This is a genomic window from Pacificibacter marinus (assembly GCF_018860505.1).
Classification (GTDB): domain Bacteria; phylum Pseudomonadota; class Alphaproteobacteria; order Rhodobacterales; family Rhodobacteraceae; genus Celeribacter; species Celeribacter marinus_B.
Genome location: NZ_JAHKPU010000019.1, coordinates 186234 through 207696 on the forward strand (window position 1 = coordinate 186234; position 21463 = coordinate 207696).

At 54.0% G+C, this 21463-nt stretch carries 21 protein-coding genes and 1 pseudogene; 3 read left to right on the forward strand and 19 right to left on the reverse strand.

What is annotated here, in order from left to right; all coding sequences use genetic code 11:
- Positions 1-10: 10 nt before the first annotated feature.
- The 3 genes from KO503_RS06010 to KO503_RS06020 all read left to right on the forward strand — a co-directional run bounded on the left by KO503_RS06010 (position 11) and on the right by KO503_RS06020 (position 3692).
- Positions 11-1384: a pyruvate dehydrogenase complex E1 component subunit beta gene (locus tag KO503_RS06010; protein WP_215990652.1), complete on the forward strand. Its 1374-nt coding sequence runs from the start codon at positions 11-13 to the stop codon at positions 1382-1384.
- Positions 1385-1396: 12 nt separating this feature from the next.
- Positions 1397-2701: a pyruvate dehydrogenase complex dihydrolipoamide acetyltransferase gene (locus tag KO503_RS06015; RefSeq protein WP_215990653.1), complete on the forward strand. Its 1305-nt coding sequence runs from the start codon at positions 1397-1399 to the stop codon at positions 2699-2701.
- 118 nt (positions 2702-2819) lie between these two features.
- Positions 2820-3692: a hypothetical protein gene (locus KO503_RS06020; protein ID WP_215990654.1), complete on the forward strand. Its 873-nt coding sequence runs from the start codon at positions 2820-2822 to the stop codon at positions 3690-3692.
- Positions 3693-3771: 79 nt separating this feature from the next.
- Here KO503_RS06020 and cysE read toward each other — a convergent pair whose 3' ends face one another.
- From cysE to KO503_RS06115, 19 genes and pseudogenes are all read right to left on the reverse strand, one after another.
- Positions 3772-4584, reverse strand: coding sequence for a serine O-acetyltransferase (gene cysE, locus KO503_RS06025; RefSeq protein ID WP_215990655.1), 813 nt, complete (start codon positions 4582-4584; stop codon positions 3772-3774).
- Between the two features lie 168 nt (positions 4585-4752).
- A complete protein-coding gene (locus KO503_RS06030; protein ID WP_215990656.1) occupies positions 4753-5463 on the reverse strand; it encodes a DUF2793 domain-containing protein in 711 nt (236 codons plus the stop codon).
- Positions 5456-9361 carry a baseplate multidomain protein megatron gene (locus tag KO503_RS06035; RefSeq protein WP_215990657.1) on the reverse strand — a complete coding sequence of 1302 codons (3906 nt, stop codon included), beginning with the start codon at positions 9359-9361 and terminating at the stop codon, positions 5456-5458. Before KO503_RS06035 ends, KO503_RS06030 begins: the two co-directional genes overlap by 8 nt.
- 3 nt (positions 9362-9364) lie before the next feature.
- Entirely contained in the window at positions 9365-9808 is a 444-nt protein-coding gene (locus KO503_RS06040) for a peptidase (protein ID WP_436836511.1), read from the reverse strand.
- On the reverse strand, positions 9805-10719 hold the full coding sequence (locus tag KO503_RS06045; protein ID WP_215990658.1) for a DUF2163 domain-containing protein: 915 nt from the start codon (positions 10717-10719) through the stop codon (positions 9805-9807). Before KO503_RS06045 ends, KO503_RS06040 begins: the two co-directional genes overlap by 4 nt.
- The gene (locus KO503_RS06050; RefSeq protein WP_215990659.1) at positions 10719-11351 is read right to left on the reverse strand and encodes a DUF2460 domain-containing protein; all 633 of its coding nucleotides are present in this window, start codon (positions 11349-11351) and stop codon (positions 10719-10721) included. The genes KO503_RS06045 and KO503_RS06050 overlap by 1 nt, the downstream gene beginning before the upstream one ends.
- 60 nt (positions 11352-11411) lie before the next feature.
- Entirely contained in the window at positions 11412-12074 is a 663-nt protein-coding gene (locus KO503_RS06055) for a phage tail tape measure protein (RefSeq protein ID WP_215990660.1), read from the reverse strand.
- Positions 12067-12303, reverse strand: a complete 237-nt coding sequence (locus KO503_RS06060; protein ID WP_215990661.1) for a rcc01693 family protein — start codon at positions 12301-12303, stop codon at positions 12067-12069. Before KO503_RS06060 ends, KO503_RS06055 begins: the two co-directional genes overlap by 8 nt.
- 8 nt (positions 12304-12311) lie before the next feature.
- On the reverse strand, positions 12312-12626 hold the full coding sequence (locus KO503_RS06065; RefSeq protein WP_215990662.1) for a gene transfer agent family protein: 315 nt from the start codon (positions 12624-12626) through the stop codon (positions 12312-12314).
- 3 nt (positions 12627-12629) lie between these two features.
- Positions 12630-13043: a phage major tail protein, TP901-1 family gene (locus KO503_RS06070; protein WP_215990663.1), complete on the reverse strand. Its 414-nt coding sequence runs from the start codon at positions 13041-13043 to the stop codon at positions 12630-12632.
- Between the two features lie 72 nt (positions 13044-13115).
- Positions 13116-13526 (reverse strand): DUF3168 domain-containing protein, encoded by a 411-nt coding sequence (locus KO503_RS06075; RefSeq protein WP_215990664.1) that lies wholly within the window; start codon positions 13524-13526, stop codon positions 13116-13118.
- Positions 13523-13864 (reverse strand): head-tail adaptor protein, encoded by a 342-nt coding sequence (locus KO503_RS06080; protein WP_215990665.1) that lies wholly within the window; start codon positions 13862-13864, stop codon positions 13523-13525. The genes KO503_RS06075 and KO503_RS06080 overlap by 4 nt, the downstream gene beginning before the upstream one ends.
- On the reverse strand, positions 13864-14460 hold the full coding sequence (locus KO503_RS06085; protein ID WP_215990666.1) for a head-tail connector protein: 597 nt from the start codon (positions 14458-14460) through the stop codon (positions 13864-13866). Before KO503_RS06085 ends, KO503_RS06080 begins: the two co-directional genes overlap by 1 nt.
- A gap of 166 nt (positions 14461-14626) precedes the next feature.
- Positions 14627-15853, reverse strand: a complete 1227-nt coding sequence (locus KO503_RS06090) for a phage major capsid protein (RefSeq protein WP_215990667.1) — start codon at positions 15851-15853, stop codon at positions 14627-14629.
- 48 nt (positions 15854-15901) lie between these two features.
- The gene (locus KO503_RS06095) at positions 15902-16489 is read right to left on the reverse strand and encodes an HK97 family phage prohead protease (protein ID WP_215990668.1); all 588 of its coding nucleotides are present in this window, start codon (positions 16487-16489) and stop codon (positions 15902-15904) included.
- Positions 16482-17743 (reverse strand): annotated as a pseudogene (locus KO503_RS06100) (phage portal protein). The gene KO503_RS06095 and the pseudogene KO503_RS06100 overlap by 8 nt, the downstream one beginning before the upstream one ends.
- Positions 17744-18103: 360 nt before the next feature.
- Positions 18104-19489: a DNA-packaging protein gene (locus KO503_RS06105; RefSeq protein ID WP_215990957.1), complete on the reverse strand. Its 1386-nt coding sequence runs from the start codon at positions 19487-19489 to the stop codon at positions 18104-18106.
- Complete coding sequence (locus tag KO503_RS06110) at positions 19395-19736, reverse strand: hypothetical protein (protein WP_215990979.1); 342 nt, start codon at positions 19734-19736, stop codon at positions 19395-19397. Before KO503_RS06110 ends, KO503_RS06105 begins: the two co-directional genes overlap by 95 nt.
- 499 nt (positions 19737-20235) lie before the next feature.
- Entirely contained in the window at positions 20236-21426 is a 1191-nt protein-coding gene (locus KO503_RS06115; protein WP_215990669.1) for a hypothetical protein, read from the reverse strand.
- Positions 21427-21463: the final 37 nt, after the last annotated feature.

Consider the following 21463-nt stretch of genomic DNA (forward strand, 5'->3'; position numbering starts at 1 on the left):
GAATTCACTCATGGCTATTGAACTACTTATGCCCGCCCTCTCTCCGACAATGGAAGAAGGCACACTTGCGAAATGGCTCGTCAAAGAAGGCGACACCATTTCATCCGGCGATATCATCGCTGAAATTGAAACCGACAAAGCGACGATGGAATTCGAAGCTGTGGACGAAGGCATCATGGGGAAAATCCTCGTGGCTGAAGGCACAGAAGGCGTCAAAGTCAATGAGGCCATCGCGATCATGGTCGAAGAAGGCGAAGACGCATCGAACTTGAGCGCCTCTGCTCCTGCGGCAACAGCACCTGCTGAAGCAGCCCCAGTTGAGGCAGCCGCCGCACCTGCTGCTGCAGCGGCTCCAGCCTCTGCACCAACACCTGTTGAGCCTGATTACCCTGAAGGCACAGAGCTGAAATCCACCACAGTGCGCGAAGCATTGCGCGATGCGATGTCCGAAGAAATGCGCAAAGACGACACCGTGTTCTTGATGGGCGAAGAAGTGGCCGAATACCAAGGCGCTTACAAAATCTCCCAAGGCATGCTGGACGAATTCGGCGCAAAACGCGTCATCGATACGCCAATCACCGAGCACGGCTTTGCCGGTATCGCAACTGGCGCGTCTTTTGGCGGGTTGCGTCCAATCGTGGAATTCATGACATTCAACTTTGCCATGCAAGCGATCGATCACCTGATCAACTCTGCCGCTAAGACATTGTACATGTCCGGTGGTCAAATGGGCGCGCCTATGGTGTTCCGTGGCGCAAACGGCGCTGCCGCTCGCGTTGGTGCTCAGCACTCACAATGTTACGCCGCTTGGTACATGCAAGTGCCTGGTCTGAAAGTGGTCATGCCTTACTCGGCTGCTGACGCCAAAGGCCTGATGAAAACAGCGATCCGCGACGACAACCCTGTGATCTTCCTTGAGAACGAAATCATGTACGGCAAATCATTCGATGTGCCTGTGATGGATGACTTCACCATTCCGTTTGGCAAAGCGAAAATCGAACGCGCAGGCGACGATGTGACCATCGTATCCTTTGGCATCGGTGTTGGATATGCGTTGGAAGCGGCTGAGAAATTGGCCGAAGAAGGCATCGCGGCTGAGGTCATCAACCTGCGGACTTTGCGTCCAATGGATACCGAAACTGTGCTGGCCTCTGTGCGCAAAACCAACCGTTGTGTGACTGTTGAGGAAGGCTGGCCACAAGGATCTGTCGGCGGATATGTCAGCAATGTGATCATGCAAGAAGCGTTCGATTACTTGGACGCGCCAGTGATCAATTGCACAGGTAAAGACGTGCCGATGCCCTATGCTGCGAACCTAGAAAAACATGCTTTGATCACCATCGACGAAATCGTTGATGCGGTTAAATCTGTAACCTACCGTTAAGGAGACTGACACATGGCTATCGAACTTCTCATGCCCGCGCTTTCTCCCACAATGGAAGAAGGTACATTGGCCAAATGGCTGGTGAAAGAGGGTGATACAGTCAATTCCGGTGACGTGATCGCCGAGATCGAAACCGACAAAGCCACGATGGAATTCGAGGCCGTCGACGAAGGTGTGATCGGCAAGATCACCGTCGCCGAAGGCACCGAAGGCGTTAAGGTCAACGCGCAGATCGCGATTTTGCTCGAAGAGGGCGAAGATGCCTCTGTTATGGCAGATGTTGGCGCGGCAGCTCCGGCTCCTGCGCCCGCAAAAACAGCGGCCCCCGCTGAAGCGCCAGCACCAGAAACGGCTGTTGCAACCCCTGCCCCATCGGCACCTGTTGCAGCCACAGGCGAGCGCATCTTTGCCTCGCCTTTGGCACGCCGTATCGCAGCTCAAAAAGGCTTGGACCTGACAGGCATCGCGGGCTCTGGCCCCAAAGGTCGCATCGTCAAAGCTGACGTTGAAAATGCGACAGCAGCACCAAAAGCCGCAGAGACCACACAAGCAGCTGCCGCACCCGCGCCAGCCGCTGCCCCTGCGGGCCCATCAGCGGACGCTGTTGCGAAAATGTACGAAGGTCGCGCGTTTGAAGAAATCAAACTCGACGGCATGCGCAAAGTTATCGCTGCGCGCTTGTCCGAAGCGAAACAGACCATTCCGCACTTCTATCTGCGCCGCGACATCAAACTTGATGCGCTGCTCAAATTCCGCTCTCAGTTGAACAAACAGCTGGAAGCACGCGGCGTGAAACTGTCAGTGAATGACTTTATCATTAAAGCCGTTGCCAATGCGTTGCAGCAAGTGCCCGAGGCCAATGCTGTTTGGGCAGGCGACCGCGTCTTGCAGATGAAATCGTCTGATGTAGCCGTGGCTGTTGCGATTGAAGGCGGGTTGTTCACGCCTGTATTGGAAGACGCAGACATGAAATCGTTGTCCGCTTTGTCCACACAGATGAAAGACATGGCCAAGCGCGCACGCGAGCGCAAATTGGCCCCCCAAGAGTACCAAGGCGGGTCTTTCGCGATCTCTAACTTGGGCATGTTCGGCATCGACAACTTCGACGCCATCGTGAACCCACCACATGCCGGTATCTTGGCGGTTGGTGCAGGCAAAAAGCAGCCTGTGGTTGGCGAAGACGGCGAATTGACAGTGGCGACAGTGATGTCTGTCACGATGTCCGTCGATCACCGCGTGATTGATGGCGCTGTGGGTGCAAACCTGCTCAATGCCATCGTCGACAACTTGGAAAACCCAGTGGCGATGCTTGCCTAAGCCTTCTACACAGGGATTATTTGGACCTGAAAGATAAAACATTAAGGCCACTGAAACCAGATTTCGGTGGCCTTTTGTATGTAAAATTATTGACCTGAATACAGCTAGGATCGCTATCGTGAGTTTTTATTTCAACCTGAAAACAGAGAATAAAACCTCAGAACAAGCCATTTTGAATGCGCTTGAAGATCAAGCTGTGCGCGTCAAAAACAACCCTTACGGCGCAGTTTATTTCATTTCCGGCCAGTCTCTTAGAGGCGTCATGATTTATGAAACAAAGCGTGGTTATGACATTGGATTAAATGCATTTTCTACCCGTGAAGATATCAAGCTTTGCCGCAGCCTGGCTGCCACCATCGGCTCTCTCACGCAGGCGACAATTAAGGCCCAAGACGATGATGCCGAGTTGTCACCTACGAGTGTCGCCAACTACGGTGGCGATGCATGGGTCAAGGCCCGTTGGCATGAGGCCAAGGCTGTAGCCTCAATGCTTAAAAATGACAAAAGCACCGCGTGCATTGACGGATATCAGGTGCCTTTTGGCATCTCGCGCAAGGACTTCCGAAACGCTAAAGAAATTTCTAAGGCCGAGATTTCGGCGATACAAGCGGATGGGATTGAGCTTCAAACCCTCGCAGAACAAGACGATATTCATCATGCTGAGTTGTTTGAAATCAAGCTCCACGCTTTAAGTGTTTTTAGAAAACTTACGCGATTGTTGCGTGCCAAAGGTGCAGGAAAATCAAACAGCTTCGAGCATTTTGGAGTGGTGGAAAACACACGCACCCTGACGCCACTGTTGACCAAGCCGGAGCAAGCCTCACGCGTTTATTTGATATCTGCTTCGGGCGAAAAGAGATGGGTGCCCTTTGACCAATTCACAGCGCACCTGCGTGCTCTTTCACATCGGGAATTTGGTACAGGCGTTTTCGACACAACGCTCAGTGGCAATGATTTTTACAAGCTGTTCCAAAATGGATCGATAGATTAGACTTGCACAAATCGAACAAAAACCCCCATCACAATGATCTGGTAGGGGATTTTCTATTTCAAATCCAACAATTCGTGTTTTATTTCTCGCGCGCGCCAATCAACTGGTTCATCGACACCGATGGCTGAGAGCACCCAGCCTCGCCAACGATTTTGGCAGGCACGCCAGCAACAGTTTTACAGTTCGGCACTTCGCTTAGCACAACAGATCCAGCAGCAATGCGCGAACAGGCGCCAATTTTTATATTGCCAAGAACGCTCGCCCCTGCACCGATCAAAACACCATCGCCAATTTTCGGGTGACGGTCTTCGTCCTCTTTGCCAGTGCCGCCAAGGGTCACGGAATGCAAAATGGAAACGTTGTTGCCAATCACAGCCGTTTCGCCAAAGACAAGTGAATGAGCGTGATCCAAAAACAGGCCTTGGCCAATTTTACAGGCGGGATGAATGTCGATCGAGAACTGTTCTGACACACGCATCTGAATGAAATAGGCCAGATCTTTGCGTCCATGCCGCCACAGCCAGTTGGCAATACGGTAGGCTTGGATGGCCTGAAAGCCTTTAAAAAATAACAAGGGCTGAATGTAACGGTGGCAAGCAGGGTCGCGATCAAACACCGCTACGATATCGGCGCGTGCGCATTGGCCTAGCGTTGGATCATCAGCATAGGCCTCATCAATCAACTCCCGCAAAAGCTGTTCGGACATATCCGCCGAAGCCAGTTTTTGTGCGAGACGATATGCCAACGCGTCTTCCAGCGTGGTGTGATGTAGGATGCAGGCATGGACTAAACCACCCAAAAGCGGTTCAGCATCAACAGCTTGACGCGCCTCGCTGACGATTTGCGTCCAAACGGGGTCCAGTTCTGAAAGTTTAGTACGGGTTTTGGCCATCACGCTGATCCTCTTTTCTTGAGAATACTATAGATAGGCTCGAATTCCAAAACGCAAGTAAACTTGCTGCTGAATCAGCGCACAATGGCGTCAAAAAAGCCAACACCCTCACGCCATAAGGCACAAGGGCATTGATTTTGTTATATTTTTATAGACGATAGGCCCGCGTTAGGCTGTAGGCAAAGAGAATTGCGCATAGTGGATCGCCAAACGGATATCACCTGCAGCGAAATCCCCACCTTCTGCAGTCAAAATCAAATCTTCGTCGCTATAATAGGTCAATGGCGCGCCCGTGAGACCGCGCATCCAACTGCCAGACGACAAAGAAAGCCCCGCACCATAACGGTTACTCGACCCTGAAACGCCGACTGAAAACCCTGTCAGCGTCCCCGTAATGTCGCTCAAGACACGCCCTGTCACACCGTAAACGACGGCTTGCCCCGGAAGCGCAAGTGTCACAGCAGACGTCGCTCCTGCGGCAATTGGATGATCAATTTCCTTGACCAAAATTTGCATGCCAGCACCATGGCTGGACAAAGATTGCAAGCCCATTTGCCACGTTGTGCCGTCAAAAGCAGCCCAGCCATTTTGATCTACGATATAGGCACGCATCCCTAGCGTAACGGGAACAAAGACCCACCCACCACTGACATACAGTGCGAGATTGCCCTCAAAGCCAGCCCAGTCATTCACCGCAGAATTGGCAACACTGTAAGCGTCGCCTTCTTGCGGCGTCAAAGGGGGCGTATTTTCAGTGACAGACTGCAACCGCAGCTGCATCAACCCGTCAAGGCGCGTTATAGCCTCGTTGACGGTGACATGTTTTTGCGCCTGTGCGGCCTGCAAAAGGGGCAGTGAAAAGCGGGTTGTATCACTCATTGAGGTCAATCCTTTTGAAAAGGCCCGCGCCGAAACTATCGGACATCTGGGCAATTTGAATGGTGTAGAGGCCCGTCAGGCCATCTGCGGTCTTTTGTGACGCTGCATAGGTCCAAGACGGTGACGTCACATAGTCTTCGCGTAGAACGCTGCCCCCTTGCACGACCTGCACGAGGTAGTTTTCCGATGCTTCACCCAAAGGGACTTCTGACGATTGCCAGCTATCTCCATCGATGCGCGTGCGCCGAACCCAAGTGACCGACGTGTCACCCGATGCCGAATGCGATGCCCGCAAATGGGCTGGCGCATAAGGTCGAAGCCCGATGCCATCAAAGGCTTCCACAACGTGGGTATAGCTTGGGTCATCATAGGGTCGTTGCGATGGGCCAATACGGTAATGCCGCGCGAGCCCCCGCGCGGATTGCGCAATGTCGATTTGGCGCAGGGCATCGTTGATCAATACAAAACGCGACCCTACCGGCCATGACGCCGCGAGACCATCGGTTCCCGCCTGCCCGCGCAAGCGCAACGAGATTTCATAAGTGGAGGGGCCAACAAGTGTCGCATTGGCAAACTGGAACACTTCCCAATTTGACGCAGACCCATCGCCGATGGCGGCCACATTGGCCCCGTTCAACACATCAATCTCGGACGCTGAACTCAATTCACCGCGCACAAGTTTCACGCGCAGCACAGGACCCCGATCCCAAAGCGCCGGATCTGCGGCGCTCAAACTTGTTTGCGTGATCCCAATTGTGGCCCAAGCTGGCAGCAGGCTATTAAACCCATAACCACTATCAGAACTGGACGCATAAACAGCCGCCGATCCAGGCCATGGGCTTGCTGTTGCTGCGATATACGGTGCATATGGCGTCTCATCGCCAGTCAAAAGTGGCAGGTCCATGAATTGGGACAGCACAGGAACAGGCGCTGAAAACGGTTGAGATGTTACAATTTCCTCAACCATGTCAGAGGGTTCATAGATTTCCTCCTCCACGCGAACAGCTTCGACTTCGCGCGATGTTCCGAGGGTCGCATGGTCAATACGGTAGCGCGTTTTGCCAGTGTCGCTGTCCAACGCGATCACATCGCCAGCGCCAAGCGCAAAGTTAGACGGAGGCAAGGCAAACCGCGCCGTGTCCCGTGCGATCCGCGCCTCGGCCAACCAGCGTTCAACGATCTGGCGGCCTTCGGTCCGCGTCAGCGCCAAAGGCAACTCAGATTGTGAGACCAAGCGACTTTGCTCGTCAGGGAACAGAGCCTCCTCGGCACGCGCGCCATAGTCGGCATCGGCATCGACAAAAGTCAGCCGGACTTTGCCTGCCACTTCAGCCTCTGGTGCCCGTGTAAGTTCAAGCGCGCCCTCTTTATCCGACGACATGGCCAATATATCTTGCGCCACATCAGCCTGTGATTTGCCATCACGCGACCTAAAGGTCAAAAGACCATCGCGCTCAATCGCTTCAAACCCGAAAGCCAACATCAAGGGTTGCAACGCGGATCGTGCGCCTGAGATTTCCCCAACAGTGTAGCCGCGCACAATGCCGTAGAGCTTGGACACATCCACACCGGTCACGCCAGAGCGCGCGCAGATTTCAGTTACCACATCCGACAAAGACCGTGCGGTGGAACGCCCATTGAGCCAATGACCCTTGGCGTAATTACCGCCGTCGTTCCACAGCGACGTAACCGTTGGAAACGCCGGATAGGGACGCCCATCCCAAGCCCAAACATGAGCCCGCGACATATCAACCATCTGCGATCCGTAAACTTCAGAGACAGGGTTGGCCTCGCTTTCCGTCCAATACTCCGTCAATGCGCGTACATATTGTAATTGAATGTAATCATCGCGTCGCCCGTTTGAATACTTGGGCAAAGAGCTTTCAGATGACTTCGCATCGATAAATTTATTAGGTTGGTTTGTGCCTTTATCTATCGCCGCACAGCCAATTTCAGTAAACCAAATTGGTTTTGATTGAGGCTCCCATAGGGTTGGCGTTTCGACGCGCACACCTGCAATACGTTCATGATGGTCGTTTTCCCACCAACTGCGAATATCTTTGTAACGCCAAACCCAATCTTCGCCATAAGCGCCATCTTGAATCGGTGTACGAATTTGGGCGTCGGCGTGTTCATCATAAGCGTAGTACCAATCATAGCCCTCGCCGCCCTCTATATTGGCTTTGAGGTACTCAAGATTGTAAATCGACCCATAGGCTTCATCTGCATGGCCTTCGTCATCGCGCCAGTCAGACAAAGGCATATAGTTGTCGATACCGATGAAATCGATGTTGTCATCGGCCCAGAGCGCATCCAGCGGGTAATACAGGTTCCCGTTCAAAGAATACCCTGAATATTCGGACCAATCGGCAGCATAGCTGATCTTACAACTCGCCCCTAAAATGACCCTCACATCGGCAGCCAATTGAATTAGCGCATCAACAGCTGGAAATCCGTTTGCGCCCCGAATACGAGTGAGCCCGCGCATTTCAGACCCGATGCAAAACGCATCCACGCCGCCAGCAGCCGCACAGAGATGCGCGTAATGCAAAATCATCCGGCGGTATGAGGCTTCAGCCGGTCCCGAATATAGCACAGCACCGTCTGAGATTGAAAAATCGCTAGCCTGAGCCGTTCCCATAAAGGCCGCGACCTCCGCCTCTGCAGCGGCTGTGCCATCTGTCGTACCAGTTTGATCAGGTGCAAACGACGTCGTGATGCGACCACGCCATGGCAAAGCGGGCTGATCATCAGCGCCACTCCACGGGTCCATCAGGCCATTGTCGGCCAATTGATCCATCAGAATGAAAGGATAGAACATCACCGCTTGGCCAGCATCTTGCAGAGCAATGATGGCTTCAATCACGGATTGATCCGAAGGCGTGCCCCCATAAATCACACGATCATCAATATCAGTGGGCACGATGGACGCCGTTGCACGGGAAAACCCGCCGGCCGTCCATGGCATAGTGTTACCATCGACATCGGCCTGTTCCACCTTCGGCATAAGACGACAATTGCCAACACGCAGATCATCACCGAACCAAGACACAACCAAAGAGGTCGATCCGCAATTCGGCAATTCGTCTTTTAACGCGTCAACAGAGGTTTCAAAATCCGTTTTACCAGAACCGGAGTTCAAATTTGCTGCAACCGTCTCCCCCACATCGCCTGTCAGATAGACTGGCGTGGTGGCCAACGCATATTCACCTGTGCCAGGGATCATCGCCACAGCATTGACCAAATGAGTCATATCGCTTTTGAATTCAGTCGATTGATCGGGACGCATCACTTCAAACGTGAACTGCGGCACACGATTGCCAAAGCTTGACAGATCCAAATCCTCAAACACAACATAAGCGACGCCACGATAGGCTGGGACGAGGCCTGAGCCCTCAACCGCTTCCATTTTGGGGTCCGGCATTTGATCATCCGCGCCCGTATAGACCCGCATGGTCACATCTTCTGGCGCAATTTCAATACCGTCGGCCCAGATGCGACCAACGCGTGAAATCTCGCCTTCGCACAGCGCGATCGCCAATGAAATCGAATAGCTGTATTCTGTGACTTGCGGCTGCGACGATGTTCCTTTGCCACCACCACCTGTTGTGGAAGAGTTTTCTTGGAATTGAGTGGCCCAGATGACCTGCCCGCCCACACGCATGCGACCATAAACCTGAGCGATTCCAGTGCCCTCAGAGGCACCGGTCAGCCGGAAACGATCAATTTTACCAGTCTCAACAACTTGGCTGCCTACGCCCATGACACGTTGATCAATAGCACGCCCGATGGTGGCCCCAATAGCACGTCCGATGACCACGGATGACAGGCCCAATATGCCGCCGCCAACAGAGGCCCCAGCCGCGGCCCCTACTGCAGATAGTACAATCGTCGCCATGACTTAGCCTCCGTAATCCGGGAATGAAAAACAAGCCGCCACGCGACGGCACCAAGGCAATGTCAGCGCGTTTTCCACAACGCTGTGCCCGCTATAGGCGTGAATAAAGGTCGGGGCTGCGCCCGCCTGCCCGACAACCCCCAGATGTTTGGCCACGCCATTTTTGCGCATCCGAAAGAGCAAAACATCGCCTTGATCCATCTCGGCGATCGGCTTTTGCAACAGGTGGCGTTTGGCGGCGAAAAACAGGCGTTCTTCACGCTGCGGCTCTGACCAATCGGGCGTATAGGCTGGCACCAACTCTGGCTCTGTACCGTACAGCTCGCGCCAAAGGCCTCGCAGCAAACCTAGGCAATCCGTACCAGCCCCCTTGCACGAAGCTTGATGAACATACGGCGTTCCAATCCAAGCGCGCGCATGTTGCGCTATTTTGGCCCTGCTCATCATGCGTTCCCCTCTGTGTTCGCGCTGCTGGCATTCATACTGCCCCCCTCATTGAGATCACTCGACACAGGATATGATGTCAGCCAGTCCTCGCCTGGGATGTGGGGAAAGCCTTGAAAATTCAGAAAGTTGTCAAACTTCAGACGGCAGGTCTCAACGCGTCTATCACAACCGGCCTCAATGCGAATTTGATCGCCAACGTCAATCTCGGCACGCAGAGATTCCCAAAGTTCAATCGTGCGACCGCCTGACGAAAGACGGTCATTTTTGACAACGCCAACAAGACCTTGGGCTCCGCCTGAGAGTACAACAACTCTGCCACTTTCGAACCAACGATCATCAAACCCCTCTAAGGCTGAAAAGGAAAAGAGTTTTGCGTCATCAATGGATTCAACAGTCACCTCAGTGCTATATCCAAGTGAAGTCCTATCAAAGCCGCAACCAGCCCCGCCCAAAACAGCCGAACAACTGGATTGATACACACGACCTTGTGGCTGATTCAGCGCCTCAGTAAGCCCGCGCAACTCGGCGCGAAAGCCGCCCACAGCGCGGGTGATTTCACCAAACGACCCACTGAACTGCAACACACGTTCCGACGTATTAGCCCAGTTGATCAACCACGCCTTCACAGCTGCACCATCAAAACGACCCGCTTGGATGTCTGCTTCAGTCACCACAGCGGATGACAAAGCCCCCAAAGCTTCGGTGTTATCGACCGATAACCCCGTGGATTGCTCAAGCGCGTTTGCGGTCAGCCCTGTGCCTGCCGCAAAAACAAGACCATCGAACTCAAGATCTGTATCATGGTCGGTGAACCCATAGGTTTTACCATCTTTACGAATGACGGCCCAACAGCGGCAGACAGTCGTCGTACCACTTGCCAAATGTGTATAAAGTGCGTCGCTATCGGTCATCACACACGCACCTCCACCACAGGTACGTTTGGCACTTCACCCGCCTGAAAAGACGACACAGACGTCGCTATTCTATCGGTATCAAAACGCACGGGCACGTCAAATTCAAACCCTGCGGTGATCGAAATGCCCTCTTCTGGCGGTGTCTCGAACGTGATGAGCCCCGTCGTGACGTCAACATCCCATGAAATTGTTTCCTGTAGTTCAACGCCTTGCGTGCCGACCTTAACGGTTCCCAAAACCGGTTTTGTAATGGGACGAATATAGGTGGCCGCGCCTGAGCTGTAGTTTTTATTCAACTGAAACACCGCTGTTTCACCGTCGCCAGTTCCAATCACTTGATCTTCAAAACTCACGTCTTGGGACGCCTTGGACGTCTTAAAATCCGACCAATCTTTCCACCGAAAGCCGTATAACTGGCCTTGGCGCGCTTCAAAAAACGCGATCAAAGCTTCGATATCATCAAGCGACCGCATGCCAAGGCCAGCATCATAGCGGCGCCGCGAATGCGCCCAAGGCGTGTTGCGCTCTTCAAACCCGTTGGCCAAGGTGACAACTTCGGTGCGCCGCTCAGGGCCACCTACAGAGCCAAAGCTCAGGTTCGCCGGAAATCTTACGTTATGAAAACCCATGTGGTCCCCCTCCATCGGTGGTGCTGCGGGCGCTTTGGCCCGAAAATTCGAAATGTCGTGTTATTGGTTACGCGATCCGCGCCCCAAAGCGCGGCTGAGCTGTGCTGCAACCTGCGACTGGGATCTTGTGAAACCTTGCACATCTGGCGTAGTAATATTCATCGTGACGTTCACGCTTTTCGATCCACCAGATGCGACCACCCCAAGTTTGCCATTGGCACCACGCGACAGTGGCATAATAGCCTCAGGGCCGGCTTCTCCCATCAAACCAGCACCACCGCGCATCGGGAAATAAGTCGGACTAGAGACAACCCCGCCTGTGGCAAAGGGGGTCACGCGGCCTTGGGAAAAGCTGCCGCCTTTCTCAAACGGCAACAGCCCTTGGATGATGGCTTCAAGCCCATTGCCCAAGGCTGAGCCGACGTGATTTGTCACAGGGGTCACAGCGGCATTATAAGCCGCGTTCAACATCGACGTTCCTACGCCGCGCATAACTTGTGCCAATGTATCACCATCAAAAACCAAACCGTCGATGGCGCGTTTTAAACCTTTGGAAATACCACGCTCAAGCGTGCCAACTTCGCGCTGCGTCTCGGCAACAGTCGCTTGAAGGCGCACCATTTCTTGGTTGAACGCGGAGGCCATAGCCTCGGCACCGCCCATAGAGTCTTCCATCTGAGACAGCTGGTCTTCGAATTTGTCTAGACCATTAATATCAGCCATTGTCTTGCCCTTTCACATCCGTCTTATGTGGCGCCTTGTCAGGATAGGCTTGTGCCAATTCATCAAGTCGCGCGCGACTTAGCGGTGCTGCCCCTGACCCAGCCCCCAGCATCAAAAGCAGCTCGGCAGGGGTCAGCGCCCAAAATTCAACAGGCCTCAAGCGCAGCCCGTTGATGCCAGCACGCATCAAGGCTGGCCAATCAAACCCACCCTTTAAAATCAAAGACATATTGCCCCCTATCCAGGCACGGTGAACGCGCGCGCAATCAGCGCAGCCCCCACCCGTGCCGCTTCAAATGGACCACCAGAGATTTCAGCGACAAGGATGTCATCGTACCCGCCAGTCCAGCCGCCCCCGCGCAGACCAGCGACCACAAGACGCAACACATCGCTCGTGGAAAAATTGCCCGCCTCATAGCGTTCGACCATGGCCACAAGCGTGTCTGTTTCCAGACCTGCTTCGAGTTCGGCCAAAGCACCCAGCGTTAATTTCAACACATAACGTTTGCCATCCAGCGTCAGCGCCACTTCGCCTGCGAAAGGGTTTGCCATAGGTTACACCGCCGTAAAGGTCAGCTCGCCCGCAGACGACATGGACAACTCATAGGTTGCCTCGCCGTTGTGCGACCCAGCATATTCAATCGAGGTCAATTGAAACGCGCCTTCGACGGTGCCAAAATCAGGGATGATCACCTGAAAATGAGGCACTTCGCCGTCGAAGAAAATCTGACGCGCACGCTCGTCGGTGTTCTCATCTTTGAACACGCCCGAACCTGAAATAGACGCGGATTTCACCCCAGCACCGCCCAAAAGTTCGCGCCAACCACCCGAGCTTTCGAGCGAGGTCACATCAACACTTTCAGTATTGAACGAAATGCGCGTCGCCCGTAGGCCTGCGATGGTTTCGAATTGACCAGCGCCGGTCATGTCGAGTTTGATAAGAAGATCTTTTCCGTTTTGAGCAGCCATTGCCTAAGCCCCTTTGTGAAAAATTGCAGCGTTTCTCGTAAGACTTGCTTCGCAAGCTTGGATCGAAGCGCTTTAGGTATCTTCGACGCGCGCCATGAACCGAATATCGATCCTACGCACATCACTGTCTTGAACGCGCCGCGCTTTCGCGGACACGAAATAAAGCCCGATCAGACGACCACGGGACAGCGTCAAATCGGCATCAACCAACACATCAGAAATCGCAGCTGCGACCCCTTTGGCCGTCAAGAAACCGGCCGTGTCTGACACAACGCTGATCACGAATTCATGCCGCGCACCGTGACCTGTTTTGTCTGAGGCATCAGTGACATCCTCTGGCCCAAGGCTGACGTAAAGTGAAGGCACAGTGCCCGTCGGCGCCGCGTCATAGATCGCGCTGCCAACCAACCCCGTGAAGGTCACATCAGCGGAAAGTGATTGAAAAACAGCCGTTTGCAAAGCTGCGGATACGCCATAACTCATGATGCAACCTCCTCACGCGATTGACAGGCCAAATAATGTCCCTGCGCGTCCAACTCAGTGACAGACAGGATACGAAACACGCGCCCGCCCTCAAGAAAACGCTGATCCGGCTTGGGGCGTCGCGGCGATCCGACAGGTGCGCCACGCACAATCACTTTCATTGGAACACGAGAAACGGTCAGAAAATCCTCAGAGCGCTCTGTCCCTGTACCGGCTTGAATATTGGCCCAAAGGGTTCCAAGCTGCGTCCATGTTTCCACATAGCCGCCCGCCCCGTCAGAGCTCCGCAAAGCCTCCTCCAGCACCAGTTTGCGATTGAGGTGAACCACTACAGACATCAGCCGCGCCCCCCGAACAACCGCACATTGCGGTAGCGTTCCAGCAGCGCGCTCACGCCAAAAGGCATCGCACTGCTACTGACCGCTGTTTCATGGCGGTGCTCGTAAAAATGAGCCGCCAAAAGCATCACGGCATGTGCCAAATCAGCGGGTAGATCCCCCCAAGCGGGGCCATATCCAGCCGTAAATTCGATACGCGCCTGTCCCGCAACGGGCACAGACGGCAAGACAAAACTGCTGGACACGATCCGCGGGCGGTGTGTGTCTTTATCAAGCAGATATTTGCCCGCATCGACAACAGTTTCAGCACCCAAACGATCCACGATCACCAAGGCAGTAATCGCGCCCACGGGGGCCACTGGCAGCGTTTGCGCACCAAGATCGCGCCACGCCGAGACGGTCCAAGCAAAGTCTCGTTCGATCAATACTTTGTCCGTGCGCGCTTCAACTGCAGCCAGTGCTGCACGCAAGTATGTCTCAAGAACCCCGTCCTGAACCCCGTCGTCGCCAAAGCCCGTGCCCAGCCTCAAATGCTCTTTGAACTGCGCAACCGGGAGCACCGCTAAGGGTACTTGGCTTTGCTCCATTAACATCATGGTACATCTCCGATTTCCGGGTCCCCCTGCCACTTGTGATGATGGATGCGCGCCCCCGTGTTGCTCGGACGGAGGGGGAGCAGCTAGACAACACGTCAAACGAGACGCGCACCCACCGCTCGTGCCTGACCTCGAAAGGTCACACACGAACTCGTTCAGTTACGAATTACGCGACCGAGAACTTCAGCAATTTGATCGCCGCAAAGTCACTCACATCACCACCGACACGCTTTGTTGCGTAGAACAGCACATGGGGTTTGGCTGAAAATGGATCACGCAAGATGCGCAAATCAGGGCGTTCGGCCACAGTGTAGCCTGCAGCAAAATCACCAAAGGCGATGGCCGCTGCATCAGACGCGATGTCTGGCATGTCTTCTGCGATCAACACAGGGTAGCCCATGAGACGCGCAGGTTCGCCCGCGGCCAAACCATCAGACCACAAGAAGCGGCCATCAGCATCCTTGAGCTTGCGCACTTGGCCAGCTGTTTTCGAGTTCATCACAAATGTACCGTTTGCGCGGTACTGAGCGCCCAAAGAGTACACAAGTTCGACGATCGCATCCGCCGGATTGGTCACGTCAAAGCCAGCATCAGTGCCTGTCGCGACATATCCCAATGAACCCCAAGTCCAACCATCGTTGTCAATCTGAGCATGTGCCAAAATGCCTGTTGGCTTATCGATGCCGTCACCGTTGATAAAGGCTGAGGCCTCTGAGGCTGCAAATTTATCCGCTATACGACCCGCCAACCATGCCTCGATATCAAAGGCTGCATCATCCAAAAGACGCTGGGATGCCTTAGGCAACGCAGACAGTTCAAACAACGGAATAGAGATACGATCAATCGTTGACGTTCCTGTTTCAGAAACAGACCCCGTCTCCGTGACCCAGCCTGTGCCCACGTCAGTTGTGTCGATCAGAACATCGTAAGATGTCGCCTCGACGTTGACCACATTGGCGATGGACCGAATAGAGGCTGTGGATTTGAGCACTGATTTGATCGTCTCCGCAGTTTGCGGGTCCACCAAATAGCCGCCATCGCCATTCACGGCTGTGGACATGGATTTGCCTTCAAGGGCCAGACCACGCAACGCGTCATCATCGCCGATACGCACATAGGCGCCAAATGCTGATTTATGTGACATATCAACCTCTTGAGATACGGAAAGGGCCGGACGGCCGAAATTGTGTGATTTACGATCAAGCATGTTCAGTCGCTCTTCTTGTTCATTAAGCTTCATTTTGATATCGGTCTGAAAGTCTTTGAGATCACTCATGAAACCGGCCAGCGCGGTCTTCACCTCAGTGGCAGGTCCAGCCGTGGACGACACTGTGTGGGCCGACATATCGGACACACCGGTACCGGCCCGAGCCTTTGTCTCGGTTTTGCTCATCCAAACAATCCTTTGTGTTTTGTTGGTTAGAGGGTGAGAGCGCTGGCCTTAAATGCGAGCCAGCTGCTTGCGTGCGCCGGTTAAGGCATCCGCGAGTTCACGCATCATGGTCTCAGCATCAAAGGGATCGCTCCCCTTTTCCTCTGTCACCAATCGCGCCTCAGGAAGCATCGGAAAGGTCACCAAAGACACTTCCCACAGCTCCAGTTCAGACAAAAGCCTTGCAGCTTTGCCATCAGTTTGGTCGCGCAGCTTTTGTGCACGCACCGTGCGGTAGCCGATCGACAACCCGTCAATCGCCCCCGCTTGTATCAACGCCACAGCTTCACGGCCTTTATCAACATCCGTCAGCAAACGCCCTTTGACATAGAGGCCCCGCGCATCTTCTCGCACCTCATCCCAAATACCGATGGGCTGAGCCGGATCGTGCTGCCAGAGCATTTTCACAGAGCGCCCTTTGACTTTCAGCGCGGCCAAAGATTTGCGGTAAGCGCCTTCTTGAACAATGTCGCCACCTTGGTCACGACGTCCAAAAAGCGAGGCATAGCCTTCGATTTCGACACCATCAGTGACCTTAATCTCGTCACCCAAACGCATGAATTTATGCTCTAGCCCACTGTCATTTTGCTTATACATCGGGTGTCTCCTCAATTTGCTCATCGCTCTCGTTTGAGGTAAAATCATCGTCTTCGAACACTTCTGCATGGGCTTCAGCGTTCAAAGGTGGCAGACCCAACATGGCGCGTTTTTCATCCGCTGTGAGAAAATCGGCCTTGGCCACGCGATTCCACTGCGCATCGCGTTCTGGTGCCAACGCGGAAACCTGATCCAGATCTGGTTTCAACCCGACAGCCTCACCCGTCATCTCAGACAGCCAATGGCCGATTGCGCCCGTGACCTTTTGCACCAAAGGCAGCACCGTCAGGCGGTAAAAAGCGCGATTTGCCTCTTGGTAATTGCCATAAGTCGCATCCCCAGGAATACCCAACAGCATCGGCGGCACCCCAAATGCGAGTGCGATTTCGCGCGCGGCGGCCTCTTTGGTCTTTTGGAATTCCATATCAGAGGGGCTAAAGCCCATCGGCCTCCAATCCAAACCGCCTTCTAACAACATCGGGCGGCCTGCATTGCGCGCGCCTTGGTGATGACTTTCCATCTCGCTCAACAGGCGATCATCAGGCGATCATATTGATCTGAGCTCATCGACGATTGCCCGTCAGAGCCGCCATAAACAATCGCACCTGACGGACGCGCTGCGTTATCAAGCAGACCTTTTGACCAGCGCGACGCCGAATTATGCACATCAATCGCCGTGGCCGCCGCTTGGATCGGAGACAACCCGTAATGATCATCGCTCGGGTGGAATGATTTGATATGACACACTGGCGATTGCCCATCGATCACGTCAAAACGGTGTTTGCGATTGCCCACAGCATATTCATAGGCCACGGGCCAACCGTCTTCTCCGGGCACCAATCCCATGCGATCAGAGCGCAAGACATGCAGTTCAACGGGCACCTGCCCCCAGTCGCCGACAGCTTCCAAATAGCCGTTGCCAGACAACAGGATCTGCGCGTAAAGCGCTTCAAACAGGTCCGCGCGACCCTGTACCGGATTGGGACGCGAAATGACCGACAAAAGCGGATGTTCATCGAAACGCGCATCGCGATTTTGCAAGATCATCGGCAAAGCAGCGGCCGCTTCGGCGATCAGTTTCACAGACCGGAACCCTACCGGATTCCCCGTAAAGCCAACCCGTGTCAGCGTCGTCGTATCACGCGGGCTCCATGCCACACGGCCTGCGCTTGAATAAGCGATCGCGGGACCCGTGGCTGAGGCTTTCACCTCAGGCTGCGCTTGTGCGCCTCGCTTCATAAAGTCAAACACCATATCCGTGTCTCTCCTTAAACGTCTTGCAGATGCCAAACCGCACCCCGCTATATGACGACGCTTGAACACCTCGTGTCCCACGCCCTCATGGCTCATCTCTCAACTCAAACTTTGGCCCTCGGGGGCCGCCACTGGGGCTACTCCGCGAGGGCCTGGAAAGGGGACATGATCCGCGATCTCGCGCATCAAAGCCCAAACGCGGTGTCCGCGCCTTCCCAAAAATCGTCCCAACTGGCGGTCTGTGCAAAGCCTTGGTTGCATCTGCTCGCCTTCGGTAAAAACAGTTTTAGGGGATAGGTTAAAACATCTTACTAGCAGCGCGTACGGTGCTGCGCGCGCGGCGCAACACCTGCTTGAAGGCTAACCCAGCGTGCGAATACGCGGGCGCGTATGGCCTGCCGCAGGTGCGATCATCACCTCATAGATGGCCCAGACAAGCGCATCCAAACGGTCGGGTGACCCTGAGGCTTGAAACCCCTGCGACGTCATCTTGACCATTTGATCCTCTAAGTCGCCAAGCCCACGGGTATGAAAAACCCGCCCCTGATCATACAAAGCCGCCACAGGTTCTGCGCGCGCCGCTTTGCCGCGTGTGGCCCGCACAGATTTGTAAGGCACCATAGGATCAACTTGACGCAGAACGCTTTCAACCAAATCCCCACCTTGGTTGACCTCCGCCACGATTTTATCGGCTTCCCAGCGCTCAAGCGCATCGATTGCACCCTTGGCCCAAGCCGTAGGGGATGCCGCTGACATCGTTGCATCTTCCAAAACATATGCGCGCCAATCTTGTGGTGGACCTTGCGTCACAGCCCCCACGACAATAATCCCGCATTCATCAGACCCCTTGTGCGAGGTCACAGGTGGATCAACAGCAACAACGATGCGATCAAAATCGGGTAAGCTATCTGCGCGCTCTTCTTCCAACTTCGCCAATGACCACAAGGCACCGTCTTCCTCGTCCAGTAAGACCCCATCCAATTCTTGCCGCCCCAGCCGCGTGCCGGCATAGCGCCTGCGCACCTCTTCTAAAAACGAGGGCGCTAAATTCGCTGCGTTGGCCTCGGTTGGCGCACGCGTGACAATGCTGGAGTCCAAATCCAATATTTCTTTGAGAATGCTCACATTGCGCGGCGTCGTCGTCACCACTTGGCGCGGATCATCGCCCAAGCGCAGACCGAACTGTAGCATGTCCCACGCCTCGCGCGGCTTTTTCCACTTTGCCAATTCATCAACCCATGCGGCATCAAACTGCGGGCCCCGCAGCGCTTCGGGATCATTACCAGAAAACACCATAGCCTCTGCCCCGTTGGGCCAGACCAGCGCACGACGCGTGGCAATCCATTTGGGGCGGCGATCAGGCGGCGAACAGGCCAAAATACCGGAATCGCCAAAGACCATCACCTCGCGTGCTTGATCATAGGTCTCGCCCACCAGCGCCACGCGTTTGGCACGACCCACCTCAAGCGCGCGCGCGCCTTCCACCATAGAGCGCACCCATTCAGAGCTCGCTCGTGTTTTGCCCGCACCGCGTCCGCCCATAATCACCCATGTGCGCCAATCGCCCGCCGGCGGCAATTGATGGTCCAAGGCCCAAGCCTCGAACAAAAAAGGGAGCGCCAGAAGCGCTCCCTGATCGTTGCTTTCCAGATCATTCAAGAACTGGGTCTGCACCGCGAGATCTTCGGACGCGATCCAAGCTATCAAGGATCGCAGCCCGGGCGGCGTCAAAGTCGATGGCTCCATCAATGGTCGCAAGTTCGAGTTTTCGTCTGTCGTCATCAACTTTCTGCCTTTCTCTGAGCGCCGTATCTTGGGCTTTTCGCATCTCTGCGATTGCCTTTTGAACGTCAACTCCGGTGCCCACGTCTCCGCTTTCCAATCGGCACATGGCCGTTTCAAGCGCATCTATGGTGCGTTCGAGGTTTCGATTTGCAGACCCAAGAATAGATTTTGGGTCAAACTCATCCCCCACAGATGAATGCAAAGTCATGTGTTACCTGCCTCTCATGCTTTCTCCGCACGAGAAACGTGAGACGGGCTCACCCCGTAAAAAACGATCGGTAAAAAGCGGCCCCCTCAGACCGCGCCAATACATTTCCACACGTCTTCTAGCATGACCAAGCAATGTCACGAGATAAGCAAAAAGTCAAGTTATTTAATGTTTTCAATAAGTTAACGACAAGCTCGTGCAAATTGAAAAATTCTTAACGCCACTTTATCAAACCCGGTTTGCCCTTTGAAAATCAAAGAAAAAACGTTCATGACTTACGTAAAGATCAGCGTAATGCGCAAATTCGTATCAATGCTGACGCGCTGTATTTCACGACCCCGCCTCTGACGACAACAAACGGCACGTCTACGCGTATGCAGCTTATTGCCGTAATTTGCTTTGGCATCCCCTTATTTTTACGATTAGCGCTGGGGCTGTTTCGCCTGACCAAAGTGCGTATTGAACCCAAAGGACAACATGAGCAGCCCGTCCAAAGGTGTTATTCAACGGCAGCGCCAAAGATTGCAATCACCGCGCAAAGCATTGCGATGACGCAGAAAAACACCATTTTGGTGATCCCTGCACCATCGCGTTTGGCTAAACCAACCGCGATCAGCGCTTGCAGCGTGTAATAGACGGCGAAAGCTTTTGACGCCCACGAAATAATCAAAAACACATCCGCGCCCCATGTGATGGCAACGCCAAAGGCCACCAAAATAACATAGCCAAGTTTGACTGATATCCGCCCCTTTGTGAGTTCATAAATCAATCCACCTGCCCCTGAGGTGTCCGCCACAGCGGCTGAAAACTGCGCCGCTAAAGCGGCAAACACCAATAGGATTGGCAGAATAGGCGCAACCAAAGCCATCATATCAATGATCGCCGTTTCCGAAGGCTGGATCTGATCTGCTTCAAACACATAAGCGATAAACACTACATAGATCATATAGATAGCTGTAGAGACACCCTGGGCAATCCGCATAGAACGGACCCGCATCTTTGCATCATACTCTTGGCCCAAATAACGCGAGGTCTCAAACCCTTGCACGGTGACCAACAGGCCAAACAGCAGGCTCACACCAGCCCAACCTGTCGTAGCAACAGGGGCAAATACCATTGCATCTTGCTGTACAGTCTCGGCCAAAAACCACCCCAATCCGAACAAAAGTCCCCCAATGATCGCAAGCTTTAGGCCAACCGACAGCTGTTCTAATCGCTCCAAAGCGGTGAAGCCTTTGGTCCATCCAACAGTCAAAATCACCGCAAAAACAGCCGAGGTCACGATCCGCCCTGCCAGTGCAGTGTCCCAAGGCGTCAAGCTGACTGCAAAAGACCCAAGCAAATTGAGGTAATAAGCAACCGAAATAATATAGGCAAAAGACAAAGCCCATGAGGCCAAGGTTTCAATGTATTTAGAAATCGGTCCGTGATCACGTTGATCCACAGCCACGATATTAAATCGAATGACCCCGCCAATCGCGTAAGCCATCGCACAAAGCGCTGCCATCGCAAGAGGGGTCCCTGCCCCGTAAGCCTGTGCGAGGATTGGTCCAAGCACCAAAAAACCGCTGCCAATGATCGAGGCCAAAGGGGTCGCAGAGGCGCGCCAAAGCTTTGCCTTGGCCAATCGGGGCCAAGCTAAAATAGCCCCCACAAGTGCAGTCACAATAAGAATGCCTATGGTTTGCATGGTCGTCCCTCAACGCGGCCGGCAGTCGCCCTTTAAT